This window comes from Flavobacterium sp. LC2016-12 (genome assembly GCF_015351595.1).
Taxonomy (GTDB): Bacteria; Bacteroidota; Bacteroidia; order Flavobacteriales; family Flavobacteriaceae; genus Flavobacterium.
On the sequence record NZ_JADKPT010000001.1, the window covers coordinates 743,965 to 770,857 of the forward strand.

Consider the following 26,893-nt stretch of genomic DNA (forward strand, 5'->3'; position numbering starts at 1 on the left):
GTAAAAGTAGAAACTTATGAGAAAGGAAGTTCGAAACTGCTGAATGTTAAAGGTTTCAAATTATAAGATGCAACCAAATTTTGATCAAAAGAATGTGTATAGGTACTGTTATTGTAACATTTGTTTATATTTTTTTTCGATAAATTCTAAGACAAAAGCAGTTTTTAAAATGTATTAATTTAATATTCAAAAGCTATGATAACAAATAAGCAAATGAAAATTGGGGCAGCTATAATGGCTGTGATTTATATAGTAGTTCAAACCTTTCAATGGTGGGTTTTTGTAAAAGTACCCGAAACCGGAAATGTAATTACTGATTTTCTTAATGGCGGAAATAAACTCAATATTTACAGGTCCTGGCTGATGCTTTTGAGTATGTTTGGACTACTGTATTTGTTTTTTACTATTTGTTTTGATGATTTTAGGCAGGATAAAGGCTGGCGGATTCTTGCTTTTTTAGGTTTTTTTATCTTTTGTTTATTAGAACTTTTTATCCGTTCGATTGAATTGTTTTTTGTACAGGGTTATTTAGTTGATACTTATGCAACCTCAATTGCAACAGATCGGGCAGCAATAATTAAAACCGTTACATCGATACAGCAAGTTTGGTGGGCGTTGTATTTTCCGTTGGGACTCTCTCAATTGTTAGGAAGTATTATTTTGGCGGGTTTGTATTTGAAATCAACGGGAATTGATCGTCTGATAAAAGTCGTTTTCATTATCAACAGTTGCCGATTATTTTTACGAATGCTCGATTCTTATCTCGATATTAATATTCTGGGTATAAGTACTTTATTGAACAATGAGTTATACTTGCCATTGGTGATCATTATGTTTGGATTGAAGGCAGTTTGGCTGGTCAAATCGCCTCTTAAAGAACCGTCCTGATTTTTGTTAGTATTGCTTTAGATTTATATGAAAAGAAAATACGCCATAATGACTCTGGCGTATTTTTTTAATGTATTTTGACGTTCTTTTTCCAATAAAAATAAACCGTAAAAACAGTTATCAAAACTAAAATCCATAAAACCGGACTGCTGAAAAAGCTTTGATAACTTCTGCCATTTGGAATTTCTACAAAAGGCACTGTTATAAAAATATCCAATAACAAGGCTGTTCCTGCTATTATAATTCCAACTATCATTCCGTTAGTTTGATATCCTTTTTTATAATAAAACTGAGCCGCCAGAAAAACATAAAATGAAATAACAATCATAACTATAAAAGCTTGCGCGAAGAATGAATCTTTAATTACTGGAATACTTCCCAAAATATAAAAAGATAAACTCACACAAGTCCAGACGAATAAACCAGACAACATTCCTCTCAAAAAATGCATTTTGATTTAATTATGAGGTACAGTCTGATTCCAAATGCCGGTTTTAGCTGTTTCTAAAGCATAAGCAGAGAAATCTTTGGCTTTTCTGCCTAAAACCTTTTCTATATCTGAAGTAATGGATGAATTTCGGCCATCCAAAACCTGTTCAAATAAATAGTTAACCAGCCAAATATGATCTTCCGGAACCTGGTATTCTCTCAGCATCTGAATATATTCTTCTAAAGTTAGAGATTGAAAAGCGATTTCTCTATCCGTAGCTTTCGCAATTTCTGCAATAACTTCCTTGAAAGTTAATAATCTTGGCCCTGTAAGTTCGTAGGTTTGTCCGTTGTGCTTGTCATCTAAAATCGAAGCTACAATTACATCGGCAATATCATCAGCATCTGTAAAAGGTTCTAGTGCTTCGGCTCTTGGTAATGCAACGTAACCTGCTAATATTGGCTCCAGAAAGAAGCTTTCGCTAAAGTTTTGGTTGAACCAGCTTGCTCGTACGATTGTCCATTTTTTGGCATTGGTTTTCACTATTTCTTCACAAATTTGCGCTTCTTTTTCGCCTCTTCCGGAAAGTAAAACCATTTTCTGAACGCCCATTTGCGTAGCTAAGCCACTAAAAAGCTGAATAGCAGTTGTTGCTGAAGGAATAGCCAAATCAGGCTGGTAACTAATATAAACGGCATCTATGTCCTGAAGCGCCGCTTGCCAGGTTTCCGGTTTTTCCCAGTCAAACGGAATGGCGGCAGATCGTGAACCTGCGCGAACTTCAACATCAGTATTATTTTCTAATCTTTCCAATACTCTGCGTCCTGTTTTTCCATTGGCTCCCAGAACTAAAATTTTTGTAGTTTTCATATCAATTCGTTTTGTGATTAACTGATACAAAATTGGGTTGATTAGAACGAAATCATTTGTCGGAAAAGAATTAAGATTTGTTTGAAAAGAATTGTTGTTTGACATCATTCGGTCGTGTCCCAAATTTAGTATAAAATGCATTCGAAAAAGAACTCAAACTTTCATAACCCACTTCCCAAGCCGATTCCTGTACGGTTTTTTCACTATCACGAAGCAATTCATAGGCTTTATGCAGTCTTTCTTCCTGAATGTATTTGAAAACCGGAATTCCGAAAAGCTCTTTAAAATTCTTTTTCAGTTTATTGCTGTTGAGGCCGACCATTTTGGATAATTCGGTAATCGATGGTGGTTTGGAATAGTTTGTTGTTACAATTTCTTTCGCATGAAACAATTTGTTTTTGTCGTATTCAGATAAATCCGCTTTTTTGTCTGTGGTTAGCAAAGCAAAAAAATGGGCTAAAAGTTCGTTGACCTGACTTTTTAAAAATAGCAGTCGGGTAGTCCCGGTGTACGACGTATTGAAGATTTTCTGAACAGCCACTTGCATGTCCAGCGTCATATAAAATGCAGGTCCTTTTACAAAATGCTCTTTTGGATGCATCAAATCTGAAAGATGATTTTCGAAGATTTCTTTTTCAGCCTTAGGCAATGAGTTAATATATTTAAGTTTGGCAAAAATACTTATCGATTGTAATGGTTTATCCGGTTCGATTTTATGGGCGAATTCTACTTTCTGATTTCCAAAGAAACAAATCGCTAAACCGGTAGTATTCGTGAGGTATTTGGTTTGATTGTTATGTTTGATTTCCAATTCGACATTGCCGGAACCATAAAAAGCAAAACCAATGGAATCGCCGTCAATTTCGCATTTCTCTACTACCGTTTTTGTCGCGTAAGACTGCTCAATCAAAACAATAAAATCATTTACTTCTAAAATATCTGTTGTCATACGAAATCAGGATGTTTTGATAAAAGTATGAAAAGTTGCTGTTTTTTAAATAGTAAAAGAATTAAAAATTTAGAATTAAAAATCTGCTAAATCTGTGGGAGACAAAAATTAAACACATAGAAACATAGTTTTTGTGTCTAAAAAGAAGGTAATGGAAAGAAACTAGTTTCTCACACATAGCTTTGCGTTTTTAAGGAATTAAAAATTAAAAATTAAAAATCTGCCGAATCTGCCGAATCTGCGTGAGAAAAAAATTAAACACATAGAAACATAGTTTTTGTGTCTAAAAAGAAGGCAATGAAAAGAAACTAGTTTCTCGCACATAGCTATGTGTTTTTAGGTAAATGAAATGCCTTTTTAAGCGGTTTCAAAAGCTATGTTTCTATGTGTTTAAACTTAAGCGCATTTCTTTCACACAAAGCATATTTAAAAAGAACCTAGTTTTTTAAATGAAACTTCGTCTTATTAAACTTCTTCGATTTAATAATTTTCCCTTTATCTGTAATCATAATCCAGCGGTATTCCGGATATTTATTGATGAGTTTGATTCCGGCTTCTTTTCCTAAAACCATAATCGAAGTACTAAATCCGTTGGCTGTTTCGGCATTGGGACCAAAAACAGAAACGCTGCAAAGTCCGGTTGAAGGGTATCCGGTCGCAGGATTGATGATATGAGAATATCGTTTTCCATCTAAAACTACAAATTTTTCATAGCTACCTGAAGTCGTTACCGCGCCATCGTGCAACGGAACAACGGCAAAAAGATTATCAGTATCAAAAGGATTTGTCATTCCGATGTTCCAGTCTTTGCCATTGGGTTGTTTTCCCCAAACGGTCATATCTCCGGTTGCATTTACGATTCCGGCTTTGATGCCTTTGGAAAGCATTAGATCTTTGCATTTGTTAGTAGCGTATCCTTCACCCAAAGCGCCAAATCCAATTTTCATTCCCTTTAATTTCAGGAAAATAGTCGATTGCGTGCTGTCTAAAATGATGTTTTTGTAACCGACTTTCTCTACTGATTTTTTTATGGCTTCCGCCGAAGGCATTTCGGTCATTGAGCCATCAAATTTCCAGATGCGGTCCATGGCAGCAAAACTGATATCGAAAGCACCATTTGTAATTTCAGAAAAATGCAACGCTCTTTGTGTTAGCTCAAAAACTTCTTTGTCGACTTTTACAGGACGAATTCCTGCATTCTGATTGACTTCTGAAACTTGAGAGGTAGGTTTCCAGTCCGAAATCAGGTTTTCAATTCTGGTGATTTCAGCAATAATTTCATCAATTGATTTTTCTGCTGTCAAAGAATCGTTTGCTACAATTGAAATATCAAATCGGCCTCCCATAAGCATTGTTGTTCTTTTTCGTAACGTTTGAGCTTCAGTATTGAAACTGCAAACCAATACCAAAAGGAAAAGGAATGGATTGAAAAGGGATTTGTAATTCGTTTTCATAAAGCTTTTTGGTTTAATAACAATCCGTCAATATTTGATCCTTGTTTTTATAATCGCTTAAATGTTTATTTTTCTCAGATAATAAAGCATCAAGTGTTGATTCAACATCTTTTTGCATAGCCAATGAACCACAAATCATGATTACGCCATTATTTTCTAATAAATCCAGAAAAAATTCGGCATCACGTTTGATCAAATCCATCACATAATAATGATTTTCTTCACGGGACAAAGCTAAATGAAAACTTTGTAAATGTTGCTTTTGCATCATTTGGGATGCGAAGGTTTTATAACCTGTAACCGTTTCCGTTTCCATTCGGAAGCCGGCGTATAAATGCGTTTCGGTTTTTTTCTTGTTTTGTTCGATTATTCCAAGGAAAGGCGCAATTCCGGTTCCGTTGGAGATAAACGCCACTTTTGAAGCTTTTTTAGGCAAATGAAAAGCATGATTATTGATGATTCGTGCTTTGATGACATTGCCGGGTTTTAACTCATTCAAAAAGCCGGAACCTAATCCGTTTGGATGTAGTTTTACAACCAATTGAATGTTACCGGAATGGTTTCCGATAGAGTAGAGGCGCTCTCTGGTATCATTGGCAGGATAAATGGCCAGTAAGTCACCAGAGGTAAATTTAGCTCTCATATTAGCTCTAAGCGTAAGAATAAAAGTATGTTCTGTTTCAGAAACAGCCGTTTTATCCAGAACCATTAATTTCTGCAAACCTTTCGGGGCGTGATTGTATAAAGAAGGCGTTGTAGACAACAGAATTCCGGTTTTGGCACTCCACAATTTAATCCATTCTACAAATTCCACCGCCGATTTGTCGTTGACAGTCTGTAAATCCAGAAAACGTTCTGCCCAGTTTTGTTCTTCTAAAAGTTCATCAATTTCGCGGGCAAAACCGCAAAAATCAGGATAAGCTGTTGAACCAAATCCAACCACAGAAAAATTGATTTTTTGCTGTTGCTTGTGTTTTTGTAAAAGGGAAATAAACTTTCTGCCGTTAGAAGGAGCATCGCCCAATCCGTGTGTGGAAGAAAAAATAATAATATGTTCTGCTTTTGGGAAAGTCGTATAACTATTCAATTCGGTTAAAAAAGCCTTTTCACCAGCAGCATTCAATTGTTTCTGAATCGCATTGGCGAATCGCAAAGAGCTTCCGTTTTCAGACCCAGCCAATAAAATGTATTTGCTTTCGCTGGCTTTGAATTTATTTTTAATTCGGCTTGACCTTCTTTTTAAAGTCATCGCAAAACCGGAATAAATAAAAAAGAGAATATTTAATGAAGCAATAGCCAGAACCAGAGCCCAGATCGCGTTAATTCTTCCGGTATGAAGGTCTAAACTCAAAGCAGCAAATTGAGCCGTCATTGGCGATTTTTTTTCGCTAATTACTTCACCCGTAACCTGATTCACTTCAATTTCACGGTCTTTTAATTCAATAATGTAATATTCTTCAGGATCGTCTGTAAAAGGAAATTCGATTTTCTTTACATCCGTTAAAAGTATAGTCTTGAAAACATTGACTTTCGCCCCTTTTTTGGTAGGAATAATTTTTTCTGTTTTTTCTTTTTGCTCTTTTTTATCCATGAAAAAGTTAAACCTTTCCAGCGACAAATACGTTCCTGTAAGTGCTATAATTAAAATTGGAATTAAAGCCAATCTTCCTAAAACAACATGGTAATATTGAGCAAAATATTCTTTGATTACTTTCGAAAAGAAATTACGAATTCCTTTTTGTCTTTTCAAAACCAAAGCAAACCCGGAAATAGCAATCAGGAATAATAAAAAGGAAATAACACCGACAAAAAAACGACCTGCTTCATGTAAAAATAAAGAGCGGTGAAAGCTCGTGATCCATTGAATAAACTCAGTTTTCTTAACCGGAGTTCCTAATTTTTTTCCTGTTTTGACATCAACATAAGCGTTGATATCATTCCCATCCTGATCGATAGCCTGCAACGTTACAAACTGATTGCAATCAACGGTTAGCTCCGTCATTTCAGAATAGGATTTTTTTAATACAGGAAGCGTTTCTCCCAGCGTTATTTGATCAAAATTTTCGACTTTATACGGAAGTGTTTTTTCCTGTACAGCATCAACAGCCAGGATAATACCCGTTACCGATGCCAAAATCAAAAATAAAGAAGAAACCAAAGCCAAAGCCAGGTGAGAGGAACGCCAAAAAGAAAGAGTCATGAAGTATTATGCTAAAAAGTAAGTAAGCTTTGTCAAAGTTTAAAACTTTGACAAAGCTATGGTTTTATGTATTAGATTTTGTTTAATCTTACGTATTTAATATAACCTTTACCTTCTGTTTTATCAGCAAGTCCGGCAGTTGTTAGCGGAATTTCGGCATCAGTCACATAATATTTTTGATCTTCAACAGCCGATTCAAAACGTAATTTATATCCTTTGTTTAGTTTAGCATCTTCAATTTCAAAAGTAGTAATACTACGATCGCCACCCGTAACTGATGCTCCGCTTATTGCACTAATATCTTCATGTTTCTGAGTTTGAAATTTATTCCATTCTTTCAATGATTTGTACCATTTTTTGTCATCACCCATTACATAAAGTGTTTTTTCATAGTCTCCTTTTGGATTAATTAGTGAAACTACGATATAAGCACCTTCGCCCATATAATTGTTCATTTGAAGCATACATTTGTATTTGCTTTGTGCAACAGATTGAAAAGAGACAAGGCATATTAACGTAGCTGTAAAAGCGACTTTAAGAATTGATTTCATATAATTGTTAATTGTGAATTGTTAATTGTTATTTGTGAGATGGGAAATGTGAGATGTGAGATGTGAGATGTAAAATGGTAAATGGGAAATTTGATTATGGATTGACTTCCAACATCTCACAATTCACATTTTACATCTTGCTTTTAAGTTATTTTAAAAAGTCGATTGATATATTTTGTTTTGTTAAAGACTCATTTTCTTTGGCAAGAGCGTAGGCGCTTTCGTCAAATTCAGTTTTAATGTCTTTTTTAGCACCAATTGAAATCAGATATTTCAGGATTTCATCGTTTTTAGAAATCATGGCAGCTTTATGTAAAGCCGTCATGCTGTCTTTGTTTTTGGCATTAACATCTATATTTAAAGGAGCTAGTTTTTTCAATAAAGTCAAATCACTTTTTACAACCGCTAAATGATACAAAGTGTTTCCATCTTTTTGAGCAGCAGCAAGATTTAAACCTTTTTCCTGTAATAATTTTACTTTTGCTTCTAAAGGATCTGGCCCTTTTGATTCAGGACGATAGGATTGGATTAGGTATACGCCTAAATTATTCCCGTCTTTATCCATAACATTTACATCGGCCCCTTTATTTAAAAGAAGCGCAACATTTTCAGGAGTTCCTGATTTTACAGCCATTGTTAAAGCTGATTCTCCTTTTACATTTTTTAAATTAATGTCTTTCGTGGTTGGAAGTAACAATTCCAATGCGCCATTTTCTCTGGCTCCGGCTGCAATCATAAAAGGTGTGTTCCCGTCTTTATTTACTTTATTAGCATCTGCGCCTTTTGCAAGGAAATAATTGATGATTTCTTTTTGATTTGCTTTGCCTGCCAAAACATGAAGAATAGTTTCTCCTGATTTGTTTACAGCTGTAGGTTTCAGTTTTACTTCTTCTACCAAATATTTGTAAGCTTCTAATGAAGTAGTTTCTCTACGGCTTCCTTGTGCAGCAATAAAAAGAGCATTATCTGTAGCTTTGATTCCTTTTGCAGCAATTTTTTTCAATAAGTCAATATTTCCAATTCTTGCAGCATAATTAAAAGCTGTATTTCCGTTATTGTCCACATCTTTAAGAGACATTCCCTTAGTTGTGAAAAATTCAGCAGTTGTCAGGTTTTTATCAAACGGAATCGTAAGCAATAATAAGTTGGCGCCATCGTTATATTTTTTCTTCGGATTTAATCCTGCTTTGAAGAATGCCTCATATAAAGCCGGATCAATTTGTCCGTTAGCCGCAGCAAAATCAGCTGGAGTAGCTCCGTGACTGTCTTCAAAATTAATATCTGAACCTTTTGCAATAAGATATTCTACCATTTCAACATTTCCTCTATAGGCGGCCCAGTGTAAATAGATACGATTATCGTGAGTCGATTTGTTGATTGGATTTCCAGGTTGCTCTAATAAAAATTTAATTGCTGTATTTGGAGCATCATTATTTATAGCAAGAACAACTACATCAAATGCATTTGCATTGGCTTCTGCCGGATTGTTTCCTTTTGCTATTTCGGCTTTTACAGTTTCTACATTTGGAGCGGACTTCCAAAAAGAGGCTTCTAATAAAATATTCTTTTGCTGAGCATTCGAAAATAAGGCTGCAACTAATGCAATCGAAATGAAAAGTTTCTTTTTCATATTTAGAATTTTACAATTTTTAAAATAATTGGGTTTGTTTTTTACACTCTAAAAATGCCTGAAAAAGGAATCTATTTAGAATAAATAAAAATAAGACAAATGTAAAAATAAATATTAGTAAGACAATTTTATTTGGTGTAGAAAAATCAATCTTAATTTACTCTTAAGATTACTTAATTCAAAAATGTTTAATTATTATACGGATTCTTTAGTGTCATATCGCAAATATTTTATTGCCAATTAGCGATATATAGTTTTTTGTTTTATTATAAAATTTTTTAAAACACTGATTAATAGCGTTTTAAAATACAGGCATTATTCTAGCCTAGTCGATTGCATAACAATCTAATAACGACTGTATGCACACCGAAAATCCAAAAACAATTCTTTTTATAACAGGAGCTTTTGTGAGTAATGAATCCTGGAACGATTGGCGGGATTTTTACGAATCTAAAGGATACGAAACATTTGCTCCACCGTGGCCTTATAAAAATGATACAGCAGAAAAGCTTCGCCAGCGTCATCCAGATCCCGAAATAGCATCGATTCGATTGCAACAACTGATAAATTATTTTGAAGAAATTGCAGGATCATTTTCAGAAAAACCAATTATTATCGGTCATTCTTTGGGCGGATTGATTGCTCAGATTTTAAATCAGAAAGGGTTGGCGGAAGCCATTGTTGCTATTCATTCGGTTCCTCCACAAGGTATTATGTCTTTTAAATTTTCATTTCTAAAAGCAGGATGGGGACCGTTAGGTTTTTTTACTTCTGCAAAAAAGACTTTTTTAATGACATTTCCGCAATGGCAATATGCTTTTACCAATGGTTTGTCTTTCGAACTTCAGAAAAAAGGATATGAAGAATTGGCGATTCCGGAATCAAAACTTGTGGTTCGAGATACAATTACAGCTGTTGCCAAAGTTGATTTCTCTAAACCACATCGTCCAATATTATTTATCGCAGGAGATGCAGATCACACGATTCCATATCAATTAAACCAAGAGAATTTTAAAAGATATACCGATAAAAACTCAGTTACGGACTATAAACTTTTCTCCGGCAGAAACCATTTTGTTTTAGGGCAACCCGGCTGGCAGGAAATCGCAATTTTTATTTCGGAATGGCTAATAAAGAATAAAGAATAAAGAATATAGAATAAAGAATACAGAATAAAGAATACAGAATATAGAGTCAAGAGTCAAGAGTCAAGAATTTGCGCTAAAATCTATACTCTATATTCTATGTTCTTTTTTCTTCTAAATAATTAATAACCACTTTAAATCTAAAATTATGAAATCAATTTCCAACGAAAATGCAAGATCAAAAAATAGAAAAGCTTTTTTAGGTCTTTTAATAATTAGTTTTTTTATGCTTGTGTCGTGCAACAAAAAAGCAGAACCAATAGCAGTCGACGAAGCAAAAGTTACCACTGATTCGGCAACTGTTAAGCCTGCTGATCCTCCGGCTAACTTTAAACATGCAACCGCTTTTGTAAACGGTGTTAATATCCATTATGTAATTGGTGGTAAGGGAGAGCCACTTGTTTTAGTACACGGTTTTGGTCAAAACTGGTACATGTGGAATCGTTTGCTTCCGGAACTATCAAAACATTTCACTGTTATAGCTCCCGATTTAAGAGGAGTTGGAGAATCAGACAAACCGGAATCAGGTTATGATAAAAAAACAATGGCAACCGATATTCATGAATTGGTTAAAAAACTTGGATACAATAGTGTTAATCTCGCCGGTCACGATATCGGACTTATGGTGGCGTATGCTTATGCGGCGCAATATGGCAGCGAAGTAAAAAAACTGGCTTTGATGGATGCATTACTTCCAGGAATCGAACCAGTTTGGTCACAAGTTTCGGCTTCGGCATGGTGGTTTGGATTTTTTGCATGGCCAGCTTCAGGAGATATCGTAAAAGGAAAAGAAAAAGAGTTTTTAGTTAATTTCTGGCCAATGGTGGGACACGTTAAAGATCCTTTTACTCCAGAAGAAACGGCTGAATTTGTAAGAGCTTATGCTGTTAAAGACGGAGCTAAATCTACTTTTAAATGGTTTGGGGCTTTCCCGCAGGACGGAAAAGACAATTTAGTTTTTGCAAAGACAAAACTAAAAATGCCTTTGTTGGCCATGGGTGGAGAATATTTTGCGGCAGCTTTTCTTAAAGAGCATTCTAAATTGGTGGCAGAAAATGTATCAGAATCTAAAATTGCAGGTTCAGGGCACTGGTTGGTTCAGGAAAATACGGCTCAGGTTCAAAAAGATTTATTGGCCTTTTTTCTGGCGAAATAATTCTTTAAAAAATAACGAACAGAGCAATTAAATTTCAAAATAATGAAACGAATATTTATAGTACTATTTTTCTTCAGCCTGCTTATGCAGGCTCAGGAAAAAGCCGATCTGATTATTTTTAATGGAAAAATTGCTACAATGCAAAAATCCAATGAATTTGTTCAGGCAATTGCTTCCAAAAACGGAATCATTTTAGCAACCGGAACATCAAAAAGTATTTTAGAAAATTATAAAACAGCGACCACGCAAGCTATTGATGCCAAAGGTAAAACCGTTGTTCCGGGTTTAAATGACAGTCATATGCACGTTATCCGTGAAGGACTTAATTATAACGCTGAATTGCGTTGGGATGGTGTGAAAACACTAAAAAGAGCAATGGAAATGCTGAAAGAACAAGCTGCCAGAACTCCGCCCGGTGTTTGGATTAAAGTAATTGGCGGTTGGAATGAATATGGTTTTGAGGAAAAAAGGCAACCAACCATCGAAGAGATAAATGCGGCTGTTCCTGACAAACCTGTTTTTATTACCTATTTGTACGGAAAAGCTTTTTTGAATAAAAAAGGAATTGAAGTTTTAGGCTATACAAAAGACACACACTATGAAGGAAGTATTTTAGAGCAGGATAAAAACGGCAATCTGACCGGATTAATGTTCGCCAAAGAAACTCCAAAAGCGATTTACACTACTTTAGGTTTAACCACAAAATTAACGCCCGAAGAAAGAATCAACAGTTCACTTCAGTTTAACAGAGAGTTGAATCGCTTTGGGTTGACTTCTGTAATTGATGCCGCAGGAGGATCGCAAAACTTTCCGACAGATTATGGAACTTCAATGGAATTAGCGAAAACAGGAAAATTAAATCTTAGAATTTCCTACTATCTCTTTGCTCAGCAAAAAGGAAAAGAGTTGCAAGATTATGAAAAATGGGTTGCCTCAACTTTAATTAATAAAAATGATAACCTTTTAGTTGCCAATGGTTATACCGAGGAAGGAGCAGGAGAAAACATTGTAGCTTCTGCAGCCGATTTTGAAAATTTCCTAGAGCCAAGAATTGTCCTTTCAGATGATATGGAAAAAGATCTGGAACCCATTATCAGATTATTGGTTAAAAACAGATGGCCATTTCGATTGCACGCCACTTATGGCGAATCAATTGACAGAATGCTGAATGTTTTTGAAAAAGTAAACAAGGAAATTCCGTTTAATGGTTTACGTTGGTTTTTTGATCATGCCGAAACTATTACACCAAAAGAATTAGAACGAGTGAAAGTACTTAATGGCGGAATTGCAGTACAATTCAGAATGTATTTTCAGGGAGAATTATATGAGAAAATGTACGGAGCGCCAAAAACACAATTACCTCCAATAAAAGAAATGCTTAAAATGGGAATCCCTGTCGGAATGGGAACAGATGCTACCAGAATTTCAACGTATAATCCGTGGATGGCAATGCATTGGCTCCTTACAGGAAAAACTTTAGGAGGAATGCAGTTCTGGCCAAAAGATCAGATTCTGGATAAATTTACTGCACTTCAATTGTATACTTCCGGAAGCGCCTGGTTTTCTGGAGAAGAAAGCGAAAAAGGAAAATTGATAAAAGGAATGTATGCCGATATGACCATTTTATCTGATGATTATTTTGGGATTCCTGCTGATAAAGTTCGAAATATCGAATCTGACTTGACCATTGTGAATGGAAAAGTAGTGTACGGAAATGGAGATTTCAAAGCTCTTGATCCCGGTATTGCGCCGGTAATTCCGGAATGGTCGCCTATTAAATATTTTGGAGGATATCAAATAAAACAATAAAAACATAAAAGATAAATCATGAAAACTCAAAAAATAATTTCGGCATTTGCAATTACTTTATTGCTTCTTATCAGCATTAATGTACACGCTCAATTTCCAATGCCGGATCATGTGCCTATATGGGATGCTAATAAAGTAACTTTAAAACTGCATAAAATTGTCGACAATGTTTATTCCGTTGCGCCGGAAACTGCAGAAGCCGAAACATCAAAAGGTATTGCACAAGCTACTTCGGCAGGATTTATTGTGGGAGAAAAAGGTGTTTTGCTTATCGAAACCATGTTATGCAAACGACTTTACGATCAGCTTTATAAACTGATCAGAAGCGTAACGGATAAACCGATAATTTATGCAATCAATACTAGCGATCATGGTGATCATTGTTTTGGAAATTATCTTCTTCCGAAAGAAACCATTGTTATTCAGAATGAATTCTGCAAAGACAATCTTTCTAAAAATTATGACAATATCAAAGGGTTCATGATTATGCTTTTTGGAAAAGGCAGAGGCATTGAAGAAAGTGTTTATCGTCCGGCAGATATAACGATTTCTATTAATGAGACAATGAAAATTGATATGGGAAAAGGAAATATTGTTGAAGTAATAAATGTGGGAACAGCCCAATCTCCTGCGGATCTTTTTGTGTATTTAAAATCACCAAAAGGCAATGTTTTATGGGCGGGAAATCCTTTTATTGCTGAGAGCCCGACCATTCCGTGGTTATTTGATGGCTATTTTCTGGAGCCAGTTAATAATCTGAATAAGATATATAATATGATTGGCGACAATGATATTGTTGTTCCCGGTCACGGCCGAGTTACCAATAAAGCCGGAATAAAATACACAATTGATTACGTTGAAGCCTTAAAAGCTAATGTAGAAGATGCTGTAAAAAAAGGACTGACTTTAGAAGAGACGAAAAAGGCAGTAACAATGAAAGAGTATGACAAAGGTTACGAGCTTTTCAATTGGCTTCACTTCAATTTTAATATTCCGAATGCTTATAAAGATATTAAAGAGAACGGAGGCAAAAAATGAAAAAGATATATGTAATTCTAGCTATTCTCTTGCTGAATTTTTCAGTATATGGACAACAATTGACAGATGAAGAAATCAAAACAAAAGAAACTGTAGAAAAGTTCTTTGGCTATATTGATGCGAAAGATCCGGACAAAATCGCTTCTATGGTTTCAGAAAAAGTCGATTGGTATATATTCGAATCGAAATACATGCCATGGACAGGACATCGTTCTAAGAGAGCAGAAATTTCAGCATTGTTTAAAACTCTCTTTAGTTATTTTGTTGACGGAAGTGAAAAACTCGAGGCACAATCTTTTTTATTGAGAGGAAATGAAGTAGCCGTCTTTGGTTTTGTCGAAAGAACAGTGAAAAAAAATGGCAAACATTTTAAAATGCCACTTGCGATACATCTTACAGTTGAGAATAATCTGATAAGCAAATTTTCGCTTTATGAAGAGACTTTAATTATTGAAAAAGTATTGAAATAGTTAAAGGCTAAGGACCTAAAAATAAGTCAATATGAAGGACAGAAGAACATTTCTTAAACAAGCAAGTCTTGTTGGACTTGCCGGATTACTGCCAGCAACGACACTTCTGGCAAGTGATTTAGAAACAAATATAGTAGTCAATAAAGAAGATTCCAATACCAAATGGGCGGACGGATCACGTTTGGTAGTATCGCTATCGATGCAGTTTGAAGCCGGTGGTCAGCCTGTAAATGCGGAGAGTCCGTTTCCGCAGAATATGCAAAAAGGATTTACCGATCTTCCTGGCGAAACCTGGTATCAATATGGCTACAAAGAAGGAATTCCCAGAATGCTGGACAATTGGGATAAGTTTGGTGTAAAAGTTACCTCGCATATGGTCGGATCGGCGGTATTAAAAAATCCAGCTCTTGCCAAAGAAATTGTAGAAAGAGGTCATGAAGCCGCTGCTCATGGTATGGATTGGGCAACACAATATTCTATGCCGTATGAAACTGAAAAACAATTCATCAAAGACGGTGCTGATGCTATTAAAAAAGTAACCAGTTTTCAACCTGTCGGATATAATGCAAATTGGTTAAGACGCGGAACAAACACACTCGAAATTTTGCAGGAACTTGGATTTAAGTATCATATTGATGATTTAAGTCGGGACGAGCCATTCTTATTAAAAGTAAAAGGAAAAGATTTTGCAGTGGTTCCGTACACCATTCGCTGTAACGATATTGTATTGATAGAGGGCAAAAATTTTAGTGCTGATCAGTTTGCACGTCAGGTGATATTGGAATTTGACCAGCTTTATAGAGAATCAGAAAAAAAGCGCAGGCAAATGTCGATAAGCTTTCATGATCGTATTGGAGGAACACCACAAATGGTTGCTGCAACTACAGAAATCCTATCGTACATTCAAAAACATAAGGGAGTTAGTTTTAAACGAAAAGACGAAATCGCCCAAATGGCTTATGAAGATAAGAACATCATTAAGGAATAATGATCTATTTAATTAACTATTATTTAGAAAATTTAAATTAACAGATTATGAAAAATGAAAATAGAACTTGGTTTATAACAGGAACGTCACAAGGAATAGGTCTTGTTTTGGTAAAGCAATTATTAGCTCAGGGATTCAATGTTGTGGCAACGGCCAGAAACGCCGAATCGCTTAAAGAAGCGGTTGGCTTTACGACAGCTCAGTTTTTGCCTTTGCAGGTAAATTTAATTGATGAAGAAAGTGTAAAAGAAGCTGTACAGAGTGCTATATCAAAATTTGGGTCTATAGATTATCTGGTAAATAATGCAGGATATGGATTAATTGGTGGTATCGAAGAAAGTTCTGATGCAGAAGTTCGCGCTAATTTTGACGTCAACGTATTTGGATTATTAAATGTAACCAGAGCCATTTTACCTCATATGAGAGCGGCTAAGTTTGGGCACGTCATCAACCTTTCTTCTGTTTTCGGATTACTTGCCGGAGCAGGTTGGGGAATCTATTGCAGTACAAAATTTGCCGTTGAAGCAATTTCTGAAGCGCTGGCGCAAGAAGTAAAATCTTTCGGAATCAATGTAACCATTATAGAACCAGGTTATGTGCGTACCAATTTTTTGAACAGCAGTTCACTAATTGCGCCAACAAATCCAATTGAAGCTTACACCGATATTCGCGAAGGGGTACGCAAGCATCAGCAGGATTTACCAGGAAATCAGTTAGGCGATCCTGAAAAAGTGGCGAAGCTAATTATAAAACTATCCCAGAATCCTGAGCCACCTTTAAGAATGCTTACAGGATCAGACGCTTATCAATTTGCCAATTATAAAATCGATGCATTAAAAACAGAAATTGAAAATAATAAAGAACTCACATTTTCAACAGATTTTTCAGCTTAGTTCATAAATAGGTTTTTTAGAATTGTTCGGAAGGAGTCCATCAATTTCAAACTTGGTTTTGAAAGAGGTGGATTTTTTTATGTTTTTTCTTATTTTTTCAAAAACAATCTTATTATTTAATATCTCTCAGTTTATAGAAACACTTGTAAAATCAATGGTTTACATCGGATTAAAAGTTTAAAATTTAGTTTTATAAAAATATTAACAGAATTAATAACGGAACGATCGTTCCGTTATTGTAAATTTGTCCCATAAAATAATAACACAACATAAAAATGAAAACAATAATTAAAAATTCAGCTATGCTTATTGCAGCACTTTTAGTAGGTACAACTTCACCTGCACAAAATAAATCAGTTAAAGCAGCAAATCCTCCTGCCAACTTTAAACACGCAACCGTAAACGTTAACAACGTTGATATTCATTACGTAATTGGTGGAAAAGGCGAGCCGTTAGTACTAATTCACGGATTTGGTCAAAACTGGTACATGTGGAACAGACTTTTGCCAGAACTTTCTAAACATTTCACTGTCATTGCTCCGGATTTGAGAGGAGTAGGAGAGTCAGGAAAACCAGAAAGTGGTTATGATAAAAAAACAATGGCAACTGATATTCATGAATTGGTAAAAAAACTAGGTTATAAAAATGTGAATGTTGCAGGTCATGACATTGGTTTAATGGTAGCTTTCGCTTATGCGGCTCAATATCCAACTGAAGTGAAAAAATTAGCTTTAATGGATGCTTTGCTTCCTGGAATTGAGCCCGTTTGGTCACAAGTTTCAGCTTCAGCATGGTGGTTCGGATTCTTTAGCTGGCCTTCTTCCGGAGCTATCGTTGCTGGGAAAGAAAAAGAATTCTTAACAGGATTTTGGCCGGTAGTTGCCAATAAAAAAGACGCTTTTACAAAAGAAGAAACAGCTGAATTTATTCGTGCTTATTCTGTAAAAGGAGCAACAACAGGAAGTTTTAAATGGTTTGGCGCTTTTCAACAAGATGGGAAAGACAATGTTGAATTCATGAAAACAAAATTAACTATGCCGGTTCTTACAATGGGCGGTCAATATTTTGCAGCAGCATTTTTAAAAGACCACACTAAATTGGTTGCTAATGATGTTCGTGAAACCAATATTCCAAATTCAGGACACTGGATCGTTCAGGAAAACACAGAAGCAGTTCAAAAAGGATTGTTGGATTTTTTCCTTAAAACTAAATAATTTTAAAAATTCCAAAAAAGAAATTCCAAATTCCAATCCTGGAGTTTAATAAACCCGACAGGTTTTAAAACCTGTCGGGTTTGTTATTAAATTGGAATTTGGGATTTAAAGTTTGGAATTTGGAATTTTTTTATTGGAATTTATCTATTTTTATCAATTAGAAATTCAGCTAAAAACTCAATTTTTATAATCGTTCCATTTTGATTTTCTATTGAAAGTTTTCCTTCCAAATCATCACTTAAACCTTTTATCAGACTCATTCCAAAAGAATTTTTTCTTTCCGAACTAACGTTAGTATTATAGCCAATTCCATTATCGGAAATAGTTAGTAAATAATAACTGTCTTTTACTTTTTCTACTGTCACATGAATCATTCCTGTGCGGTCATCTGGAAACGCATATTTGATCGAATTCGTAATCGCTTCATTCAAAATAAGCCCTAACGGTACAGCCTGTGCAACATCTAATTCTAAAGGAGCAACGTTAATTTCAAATCGAATTCTTTGTCCGGTATTGAAAGATTCTTTCAGGTATTCAACCAATTCTTTAATGTAATTCGGCATATTAATCGTCGAAATATTTTCAGAATTATACAATTTTTGATGAATCAACGACATTGAATGAATTCGGTGCTGACTGTTTTTTATTGCCGATAAAGCCATATCATTATCCAAATAAGCCGATTGTGAATTCAGCAGACTAATAACGGTTTGAAGATTGTTTTTTACACGATGATGAATTTCTTTTAAAAGCCATTCTTTTTCATCAAGCAAATGTTTTAAATTAATGTTTTTCTTATGGATTTCTCTTTCTTTCTGTTCCAATTTAGCGTGATTTCGCTGTTTTAATCGATAACGGTTATATAACAACGCGATCGTAATTATAAATAAAACAGAGCTTCCAATCGCTAAATAATTTAAAAGTTGTGATTTACGCAGTTCGCTTTTCTGCAATTCTGATTGATTGTTTAAGAGTTTGATTTCCTTCTCTTTATTTTGCGTTTCATACCGAATTTTGAGTTCTTCAATTTCCTTGTTTTTGGAAAAATTAACCAACTTATCATTTAGCTTTTTATAGACCTGATGGTGTTTTAATGCAGAAAGATAATTACCATTTATAGAATCAATTTTGGATAAGGAACTTTCAAGTCTTTCAGAGGTAAAATTATGCTTGTACAATTGTGCTATAGATGCAACTTTATCAGCATAAAAGGTGGCTTCTTTTACTCTGTATCTGTAGGCGTAAAAAGCAGTCATATTAGAGTACAGGTTTAATATATCGATTACAGTTTCGGGTGCTAATATTTGCTGCGCACATTTATCCATCTCCTTATAATTCTTTTCTGCCATAGCAAAATTATTCAGCTTGTCATAACAAAGCGCTTTGGTATTAGCCAGAATCATTTTATCAAAGAGATTTGGTGGCGGATATTTAGCCGTAACCGAATTAATATAATCAATAGCTTCCTGATCTTTTCCTTTTGAAGACATGGCAGCCACCAAACTCACAAAACTTTTGTACCAACCACCGGTATTACTTCCTTTTTCTCCTTCTTCAAAACTTTTTTCATACGTTGCTTTGGCTTCTTCGAAATGACCAAGCGCGAGATAAACGTTACCAAGGCGGAGGTAAAAATCATCTGCAAAATTATAGTCATTAATTGCTTCCATTGTTTTTATGCTCTTTAAAGCATAATACAAGGCGCTTTTTGTATTGTTTTGTAAAAGTTCAATGTAGGAGATCGTGGCTTCAGTAAAATGAATGTGCTTAAAACCGGCTTTTCGCTGGTAATACAAACTTTGATAAAATCCTTTAAGTGCTACCTTTAAATTTCCGGAATAATAATGAATGACAACGATCTTTAAATAATTTACAATCATTTTTTCTTGTAATCCCAGAGTGTTGTAAAGTTTAATGACTTCATTTAAAATAATTTCTTTTTGAGGATCAAAAACCGGTAGAAATTGTGCCTGATTGGCCAATGCATCAGCGAGGGCTTTTTGGTCATTTTGTTTTCGGCATTCGTTTACAACTTTGATAAAACAATTTTTACTTTCATCTAAATTACGCGCTTTCGCATAATATTTTCCAAGTAGCATCATACTTTGATGCTGCCATTTTTGTATTTTAAGCTCGTTACTGATTTTGAGTGCTTCCTTTATATTGTACAAAGCATTCTGAAGATATTCAGGTTTTCCTCCTGGTTTAGATAGATAAAAATTTCCACGTTGAAGCAGTAATTTTATTTTTGTGGTTCCTTGTGTTTTTACTAAAATTTTATTGAAAGCTGTGATGTTTCCTTTTTCTAACAATGCACTTCCATCTAGAAAAGCTTTATCTGAAGCATCATAAAACCCTTCATCATAATTTAATAAAAGGGGTAATTTATAAATTTTAGCAGCCAAAACGGTTGCACTGTCTTCATCAATTTTCCCTTGGTATGTTGCATAAAGGAAGGAGCTGCAAAGCTGAATTAAAAGCCGTTTTTTTGCCAGATTGTAATTGGCAGTTGAGGATGGTGCCTGCGCAAAAGATGGAAAAGACATTGCAATCAGCAGACATAAACAGTATAATTGCTTCATTGTTTTCTTAAATATTTGAAATGAATTACTTTAAAAATCAAATATAAAGAGAAACAACTGGCTTTTTAACATATTAATAATAAAATTCAGATTAAAGCAAAGGAAAAAATGATAATTTTAGATATTCAAGATGCCACGAAGCTCTTCAACTAATTCTTTGTAACTATTTGGTTTACAAATAAAATTATGGGCACCAATCTTTTCATAAATATCTTTCATAATGACATCAGATTGGCCAGATAAAACGATAATTGGTATATTTTGTAAATGATCATCTTCTTTTATTTTTTGCAAAAAATCTTTTCCCGTTAAACGCGGCATTTGCAAATCAAGAAAAATTATATCAGGTAATTCTGCTGCTTTTTTTAGGCCTTCCAGAGCCAAAGAAGCATCTGTATACGCTGTAATAGTGATGTTTTCCTTAAAAGAATTAACCGCTTCTGAAAATATTTCAATATCTTCAGCATCATCATCTATTACTAAAATATTTGAGTACTTCATGCTTTAAAATTATACAAAAATGAATTGCAGGCAATTACACAATTTAGTATCAGGTTTTATATAATATTAATATTAAGCAGGAAAAAAGCTTCTTTTATTGCCTTAATTCTAAAAAGCAATTTTTTTAACATAAAATTGAGTTTGTATTAAGCTTATTTTTATCTTTATAATGATTATAAATCAGATGCTTATGTTTGTAAATAATAGTTTCAGCTTTGGTGCATTAGTAAAATTCAGCGGAGGTTATTTATTATGGATTGTTGTATGGTCTTTTCTGGTTTTATTTTCATACGAATTTTTACATCTAAAATGGATTTCGATTCCGTGGGTTAGTATCGGAATCATCGGGACTGCAGTATCTTTTTATATTGGTTTTAAAAACAACCAGTCATACGAAAGAATCTGGGAAGCCAGAAAAATATGGGGAACAATCCTCAATATTAGCCGCATGTGGGGTGTTACTACGAGAGGTTATATTAGAAATCACCCATCTGTTGAAAAACTTTCTGAAGAAGAAATTGATGCCATAACCAAAAAACTCATTTACAGAAATATTGCTTATGTGTATGCTTTTCGGGCCCAATTATCAATACCTACATCCTGGGAACATATTACACTGGGCACTTATATTGCAAAAAGAAGTCGAAGATCAATTGAAAAAGTCGCTGGTGATACTCTTGAAGATGATTTTACCAAAGAAATGCTGGAAAAATATCTTAATTCTGAGGAATATGCTGATTTGAAGAGATTCAGGAATATGGCTACACATATTATTGATTTACAATCACAAGATTTGATGCAGCTTAGAAAAGATGACATTATTAATGATTTCTATCATGTGCAATTGCAGACACTTCTAAATAATTTATACGATGAACAGGGTAAGGCAGAGCGAATTAAGAATTTTCCGTTACCCCGTTTGTATGCTTATGCAAGTAATTTATTTGTCTGGATTTTTATTGTTTTATTGCCATTTGGTTTAATTGCTGAATTTGATCAAATTGGCCCTTATAATGTTTGGTTGTTTATTCCGGTAGTAAGCATTGTTTCCTGGATTTTTTTATTGATGGAACTTGTTGGGGATTATTCTGAAAATCCTTTTGGAGGTTTACCAAATGATATTCCGATGCTTTCGATCTGCCGAACTATCGAAATTGATTTGAAACAAATGATGAAAGAAGAAGATATTCCTAAATCTATTAAAGCTCAAAACGGGATTTTATTGTAATTTTTTATACTCCGACTTTCAATTTTAATAATTGAATATTCTACGCCTCAGCCCAATTTTTTTACTCAAGTCATTAAATAATAAATTGTTTCCGCATACCATTTTATTAACTAAAAAGTGAATAAATCTGATGAATTATTGGCGATTAAAAGATTTAGGTTTAAAATTTTTGTTTCTTCTTTTGGTATGTACTGCCAGCTTTAGTTTTGCTCAGCAAGATAGCCTCGGAAATGCAAAAAAAATCAAGCTGGATGAAGCCATATTACTTGGTATTCAGAATAATAAACAACTTAAAATTGCCAATACCAATCTGGCCATCGCAAATGAAAATGTAGATCAGGCTAAAATTGCCAAAATGCCGCGTGTGGGTTTAAGTGCCGGATATACTTATATAGGCGACCCTAAATTGTATGATGGATTTTATGAAAGTAACATTACCGTAGATTATTTGAATCATATGGGATTTGCCAATATTGTATCGGCGATTCCAATTTACAGCGGAGGGTCAATCAATAATAGAATTGAGCAACAAAAACTACTTAGTCAAATGCAGGAATCGGTTGTTAAGATGACTGAGGCTGACGTTAAAAATGCGATTACAGAACAATATTTTACCCTTGAAAAATTATACCGTCAAATTGAAGTAACGAAGCAGAATATCATCAATACAGATCTTCGTATCAGCCAGTTAAAATCACGTGTTAATAACGGTCAAAACTTAAAAAGTGATTTACTGAGAACCGAATTGCAACAATCTAACTTTAAGGTTTCGGTTTTTAGAAGTACCAATACAATCGAATTAATCAGTAATTATCTGGACATATTAATTGGTTTTCCAACGAACACTATTTTAAAACCTGAAGTAGCGGAAAGCATGCTTCCGACAGAGAATTTAAATCTTCAGCAAAGTTTAGAAGAAGCCTTTTTGAATAGAGAAGAAATCAAACGCGCTGAAATAGGAATTAAATTCTCCGAGTCTAATTTAAGTCTAACCAAAAGCGGTTTTAGACCCAACATTAATGCCAATCTTATTCTGAATACGGAATATCCGGCACAATGGCCGACCTATGTCAATATACTTAATTATTGGGCTGCCGGCCTTTCTTTAAGCTGGGATGTATCGAGTTTTTATACTTTAAAACATCGTATTTCAGGAGATAAACTGGAAATTGATAAGAGTAATATTGCTTTGGCCGTTACGAAAGACCAAATTACTACCGAAGTAAAAAATGCTTACGTACGTTATGCTGAAAGCAAGGAGAATATCAAAACCTTTAAAAAAGATGTAGAGCTTTCGATGAGTAACTATAAAATTGTAAAAAGCAGATATGATAATGATTTTGCTTTAATCAGCGAAATAGTAGATGCTGAGTTGCAATTGAATAACTCCCGAATTTCCTTGGTAAATGCCAATTTAGATTTAATTATTCAATACTATTCCCTGCAATATGCCATGGGTAAACTTTAAGATATAAATATCATGAGCGAAGAAAATGCACCAAATGAAGCAATTCAGAAGAAAGATAAAAGACGAAATACGGTTTTAACGGTTTTATCTTTTGTTTTTTTGATCGCTGGAGCTTTATGGATTTTGAGCTTATTTTTTGATTTCAGTAATTATGAAACCACTAATAATGCTCAGGTTGAGGCTTATATCAACAGTGTTGCAGCAAGAGCAACAGGCCATATTAAAGAAATTAGGTTTGAAGCCAACCAGTATGTTCATAAAGGCGATACTTTGGTGATTTTGGATGATTCAGAATACATCATCAAAGTGAAGCAAGCCGAAGCTGATTTGGCTATAGCCGAAGGAAACCTGCATTCCTTAGTGCAGACCATTACAACCTCAGCATCCAATCAGGCTTCGGGTCAGGAAAAGTTAGCCGGAGATTTGGCGAGTCTTGAAAAAGCTCAGAAAGATTATCAGCGTTTCAAAAATATGTATGCCGATTCGGCTGTGACACGCAACCAATACGATCAGGTGATTTCGAAACTGAAATCGGAGGAAGCCTACGTAAAAGCGAGCCGAAAAGGCTTGGAAGCCAGTGGATCTGTTACCAAACAAAGCAATATCAATCTGGAAGCTGCGAGAGCAACAGTCGCCAGAAAAAAAGCAGATCTTGATGCAGTAAAGTTGCAATTATCCTATACCAGCATAACAGCCCCATCTGATGGTTATGTTGGAGAACGCAATCTTTCTATAGGAGAATTAATTAACGCCAATCAAACAATAGCTACGATTGTACTGAACCAAAAGCTATGGATATCGGCCAATTTTAAAGAAACTCAAATTGAAAAAATAAAACAGGGGCAACAGGTCACCATTACTATTGATGCATTGGACGGAAAAGAATTTAAAGGAAAAGTGCTAGGTTTTTCTCCGGCAACAGGAGCGAAGTTCTCTATGGTTGAACCGGATAATTCGACTGGAAATTTTGTGAAGATAACACAACGAATTCCGGTTAAAATTGAATTTGAGGCTGCAGATAAAGATTTAGAAGAAGTAAAACCCGGTATGAATGTAACTGTCGAAGTAAAAAAGTAAAAGATGATCGCAGGAAAAAAAGGAAGCGTTTTTACACTTATAGGATTATACATCCTTACAATTCCTTTTTTTAATGGACTGAACGTTACTACTTATGATAATTCGCAGATTCTGGGGCATTTTGGAGCTTCAACTACAGTTTTTACGTATTCTGTCTATATTCCCATTTTTAGTATGCTGGCTTTTATGCCCTTGGGATTAAAATTAGGCAAACAGATTCGCGTTCGCACCATGATTTTATCGGTAAGTTTTTTATCGCTGCTTTTCAATACGGCCTCTTTATTTGCACCTACAATCGGGTGGTTTACATTATGTCGTGCTCTTATGGCTATTGTTTCCGTTATTGGGATATTTGCTTCGATGGTACCTATTATATTAAAATACAATCCTGTTTTTAATATGGCGTTGTTGTACGGTATTCTTCAGTTTATTCAGAAGGGAAGTCAGCATTTATATCAATATATTGGGGCTCATTTTACCAGTTTGCACAACTGGACTTTTAGTGTCTATTTTCTTAATGTCAATTTTTTAGTATGCATTCTTTTAGCCTGGTATTTTTATAAGGCCGATGTGGCGCCTATGAAAGCGGTATTTCAGTTTGACTGGCGAGGCTGGATGATCATGATACTGTTTTTTATGGTGATTCTCTTTTTATGTGCTGAAGGTCAAACCCGTAATTGGTTTGATGATCCAAAAATAGGATTGGCGACGGCTCTTTTGTTTCTATTATTGGGAATTTACCTATTGCATACTCGTTTCACAGAAAATCCTATAATCGATCCGGATGTGTATCGGTATAAAAATGTTGTGATTGGTGCTTTTTTGATGTTTTATATTGGGATTATGAACGGAACCGGAAGTATTGTAACGGGTTATATGACTAATATTTTGGGTTTTGATTCGGTTTTGGGCGCTCAGACACATCTTGCTTTACTGCTTGGGTTGTGTATTTCGATTCCGTTGTCAACCTATCTTTTATACAAAAGAATCTATCTGGCAACGATCTGGATTATTGGTTTTGCGTGCTACGGATTGTATCATGTTATGCTTTTTTTGAGGTTTTATCCCGGAATAGATTCTTCGGACTTCTTTTTGCCACTGATTTTTAAAGGACTTGGAATGGGGTTTCTTTTTCCGGTATCCTTGCTTTATATCTCAGAAGGAGTTCCGCCAAAATTAAGTACGTCTCGTATGATGAGCGGGATTATTGCTCAGGCTGTTTTTGCATCACTTTTAGGAGGAGCGATTTTAGGAACCTTTATTTCAAATATGAATATACAGCATAAAACAGGACTTAGCCAACAATTGACCATGACCAATAAACAGGCAGAAAATCAATTGGCGAGTTCCAAAAGAAACTTTTTATTCATGGGATTATCAGATGCTGAAGCACAGAAAAAAGCAGAGAAAAGCCTTTCTAATCAAACGGCTCAGACGGCTATGTTACTGTCGTATAAAGATATTTATCTGGTCATGTCGGCGATTTGTTTTTTGCCCATTTTTATCATTCTTCTTTTTAAACTTTGGCGCAGGCCAATTGGAAAAGTAGAATCGGAGCCTATACCAATTTAAAGTATTACATATAATCCAGTTTAGCTTCTTATTTAATTAACAATCGAGAATTATGGAAATAAAAAATGATCGTTTTTTATATCGTTTATGGACACAGGAGAAAGGACTCAGCGTCATGTTGTTACTGCTTTGTATCATGCAATTTATTGTGATTCCGTTATTTGGCAGCTACTCTCGTTTCATGGTAGTTATCAATATTTTTTGGATGTTATTTATATTGGCGGGAATTATTTCATTATCAAAAGATAAAAAGCAGGCCCTTCTGGTTTCTATTATTCCATTTTTGTTTTTAATGGTACAGTGGATCGACTTTTTTCAGACCAACGTTATTGTTGTATTTGCCGACCTCTTTTTGTCGGTTGCTTTAATGTTGCTTTTAATTGGGTTGGTTTTAATAAAAGTATTAGAACCCGGGCCCGTAACACAATATCGTATTATTGGTTCGATAGTCGTTTACATGTTGTTGGTCAATCTATGGTGTACGGTGTATTTATTTGTTTTTAAACACATCGAAGGTTCTTTTCAGATGGCCGTTTCTCCATTTGATAGCAGCAGCCAACAGGCTAATTTCATGTATTTCAGTTATATCACCATGACCTCGACAGGTTATGGCGAAATTGTCCCCATTCATCCTTTTGCTCGCTCCCTCGTTCAGATCGAAGTGCTGACAGGTGTTTTATACCCGGTAATCTTAATAGGAAGATTGGTTTCTGATGCCAACTTTTCTTTAAAAAAATAATAAACAAACACGTAAAACCAATTATTATCTAAAAACAAAAT

General features: G+C 34.8%; 23 protein-coding genes. 14 read left to right on the forward strand and 9 right to left on the reverse strand.

Going from position 1 to position 26,893, the window contains the following annotated elements:
• Nucleotides 1–195 precede the first annotated feature (195 nt).
• Nucleotides 196–888 (forward strand): hypothetical protein, encoded by a 693-nt coding sequence (locus IRZ99_RS03120; RefSeq protein WP_194655873.1) that lies wholly within the window; start codon nt 196–198, stop codon nt 886–888.
• Nucleotides 889–955: 67 nt separating this feature from the next.
• Here the strand turns inward: IRZ99_RS03120 and IRZ99_RS03125 are convergent, their stop codons facing one another.
• The 7 genes from IRZ99_RS03125 to IRZ99_RS03155 all read right to left on the reverse strand — a co-directional run bounded on the left by IRZ99_RS03125 (nt 956) and on the right by IRZ99_RS03155 (nt 8,972).
• On the reverse strand, nt 956–1,339 hold the full coding sequence (locus IRZ99_RS03125; RefSeq protein WP_194655874.1) for a DUF5367 family protein: 384 nt from the start codon (nt 1,337–1,339) through the stop codon (nt 956–958).
• Nucleotides 1,340–1,345: 6 nt separating this feature from the next.
• Nucleotides 1,346–2,188: an NAD(P)H-binding protein gene (locus IRZ99_RS03130; protein ID WP_194655875.1), complete on the reverse strand. Its 843-nt coding sequence runs from the start codon at nt 2,186–2,188 to the stop codon at nt 1,346–1,348.
• Between the two features lie 70 nt (nt 2,189–2,258).
• The gene (locus IRZ99_RS03135; RefSeq protein WP_194655876.1) at nt 2,259–3,137 is read right to left on the reverse strand and encodes an AraC family transcriptional regulator; all 879 of its coding nucleotides are present in this window, start codon (nt 3,135–3,137) and stop codon (nt 2,259–2,261) included.
• Between the two features lie 437 nt (nt 3,138–3,574).
• Nucleotides 3,575–4,591, reverse strand: coding sequence for an FAD:protein FMN transferase (locus IRZ99_RS03140; protein ID WP_194655877.1), 1,017 nt, complete (start codon nt 4,589–4,591; stop codon nt 3,575–3,577).
• Nucleotides 4,592–4,604: 13 nt separating this feature from the next.
• A complete protein-coding gene (locus IRZ99_RS03145) occupies nt 4,605–6,791 on the reverse strand; it encodes a PepSY domain-containing protein (RefSeq protein ID WP_194655878.1) in 2,187 nt (728 codons plus the stop codon).
• Nucleotides 6,792–6,862: 71 nt separating this feature from the next.
• Nucleotides 6,863–7,342 (reverse strand): DUF2271 domain-containing protein, encoded by a 480-nt coding sequence (locus IRZ99_RS03150; RefSeq protein WP_194655879.1) that lies wholly within the window; start codon nt 7,340–7,342, stop codon nt 6,863–6,865.
• Nucleotides 7,343–7,490: 148 nt separating this feature from the next.
• Complete coding sequence (locus tag IRZ99_RS03155; protein ID WP_194655880.1) at nt 7,491–8,972, reverse strand: ankyrin repeat domain-containing protein; 1,482 nt, start codon at nt 8,970–8,972, stop codon at nt 7,491–7,493.
• 359 nt (nt 8,973–9,331) lie between these two features.
• Here IRZ99_RS03155 and IRZ99_RS03160 point away from each other — a divergent pair, with 359 nt between their 5' ends.
• The 8 genes from IRZ99_RS03160 to IRZ99_RS03195 all read left to right on the forward strand — a co-directional run bounded on the left by IRZ99_RS03160 (nt 9,332) and on the right by IRZ99_RS03195 (nt 17,685).
• Nucleotides 9,332–10,120 carry an alpha/beta hydrolase gene (locus tag IRZ99_RS03160; RefSeq protein ID WP_194655881.1) on the forward strand — a complete coding sequence of 263 codons (789 nt, stop codon included), beginning with the start codon at nt 9,332–9,334 and terminating at the stop codon, nt 10,118–10,120.
• 145 nt (nt 10,121–10,265) lie between these two features.
• Complete coding sequence (locus IRZ99_RS03165) at nt 10,266–11,273, forward strand: alpha/beta fold hydrolase (RefSeq protein WP_228519000.1); 1,008 nt, start codon at nt 10,266–10,268, stop codon at nt 11,271–11,273.
• A 42-nt stretch (nt 11,274–11,315) separates the two neighbouring features.
• Complete coding sequence (locus IRZ99_RS03170; RefSeq protein WP_194655882.1) at nt 11,316–13,082, forward strand: amidohydrolase; 1,767 nt, start codon at nt 11,316–11,318, stop codon at nt 13,080–13,082.
• 18 nt (nt 13,083–13,100) lie between these two features.
• Nucleotides 13,101–14,120 (forward strand): MBL fold metallo-hydrolase, encoded by a 1,020-nt coding sequence (locus tag IRZ99_RS03175; protein WP_194655883.1) that lies wholly within the window; start codon nt 13,101–13,103, stop codon nt 14,118–14,120.
• The gene (locus IRZ99_RS03180; RefSeq protein WP_194655884.1) at nt 14,117–14,590 is read left to right on the forward strand and encodes a nuclear transport factor 2 family protein; all 474 of its coding nucleotides are present in this window, start codon (nt 14,117–14,119) and stop codon (nt 14,588–14,590) included. Before IRZ99_RS03175 ends, IRZ99_RS03180 begins: the two co-directional genes overlap by 4 nt.
• Before the next feature lie 31 nt (nt 14,591–14,621).
• Nucleotides 14,622–15,578, forward strand: a complete 957-nt coding sequence (locus IRZ99_RS03185; RefSeq protein ID WP_194655885.1) for a polysaccharide deacetylase family protein — start codon at nt 14,622–14,624, stop codon at nt 15,576–15,578.
• 47 nt (nt 15,579–15,625) lie between these two features.
• On the forward strand, nt 15,626–16,471 hold the full coding sequence (locus IRZ99_RS03190) for an oxidoreductase (RefSeq protein WP_194655886.1): 846 nt from the start codon (nt 15,626–15,628) through the stop codon (nt 16,469–16,471).
• 275 nt (nt 16,472–16,746) lie between these two features.
• The gene (locus IRZ99_RS03195) at nt 16,747–17,685 is read left to right on the forward strand and encodes an alpha/beta fold hydrolase (RefSeq protein ID WP_194655887.1); all 939 of its coding nucleotides are present in this window, start codon (nt 16,747–16,749) and stop codon (nt 17,683–17,685) included.
• 140 nt (nt 17,686–17,825) lie between these two features.
• On the opposite strand, the gene IRZ99_RS03200 is transcribed toward IRZ99_RS03195, so the two are convergent.
• Together IRZ99_RS03200 and IRZ99_RS03205 are read right to left on the reverse strand one after the other, a co-directional pair.
• Entirely contained in the window at nt 17,826–20,267 is a 2,442-nt protein-coding gene (locus IRZ99_RS03200; protein ID WP_194655888.1) for a sensor histidine kinase, read from the reverse strand.
• A 117-nt stretch (nt 20,268–20,384) separates the two neighbouring features.
• The gene (locus tag IRZ99_RS03205) at nt 20,385–20,768 is read right to left on the reverse strand and encodes a response regulator (protein WP_194655889.1); all 384 of its coding nucleotides are present in this window, start codon (nt 20,766–20,768) and stop codon (nt 20,385–20,387) included.
• Between the two features lie 190 nt (nt 20,769–20,958).
• Between IRZ99_RS03205 and IRZ99_RS03210 the strand changes: the two genes are divergently transcribed.
• The 5 genes from IRZ99_RS03210 (at nt 20,959) to IRZ99_RS03230 (ending at nt 26,852) form a co-directional block, all read left to right on the forward strand.
• Entirely contained in the window at nt 20,959–21,996 is a 1,038-nt protein-coding gene (locus tag IRZ99_RS03210) for a bestrophin family protein (protein WP_194655890.1), read from the forward strand.
• 130 nt (nt 21,997–22,126) lie between these two features.
• On the forward strand, nt 22,127–23,464 hold the full coding sequence (locus tag IRZ99_RS03215) for a TolC family protein (protein ID WP_194655891.1): 1,338 nt from the start codon (nt 22,127–22,129) through the stop codon (nt 23,462–23,464).
• Nucleotides 23,465–23,476: 12 nt separating this feature from the next.
• A complete protein-coding gene (locus IRZ99_RS03220; protein WP_194655892.1) occupies nt 23,477–24,541 on the forward strand; it encodes an HlyD family secretion protein in 1,065 nt (354 codons plus the stop codon).
• A 3-nt stretch (nt 24,542–24,544) separates the two neighbouring features.
• Nucleotides 24,545–26,113 carry an MFS transporter gene (locus IRZ99_RS03225; RefSeq protein ID WP_194655893.1) on the forward strand — a complete coding sequence of 523 codons (1,569 nt, stop codon included), beginning with the start codon at nt 24,545–24,547 and terminating at the stop codon, nt 26,111–26,113.
• A 52-nt stretch (nt 26,114–26,165) separates the two neighbouring features.
• Nucleotides 26,166–26,852: a potassium channel family protein gene (locus IRZ99_RS03230; protein WP_194655894.1), complete on the forward strand. Its 687-nt coding sequence runs from the start codon at nt 26,166–26,168 to the stop codon at nt 26,850–26,852.
• Nucleotides 26,853–26,893 lie beyond the last annotated feature (41 nt).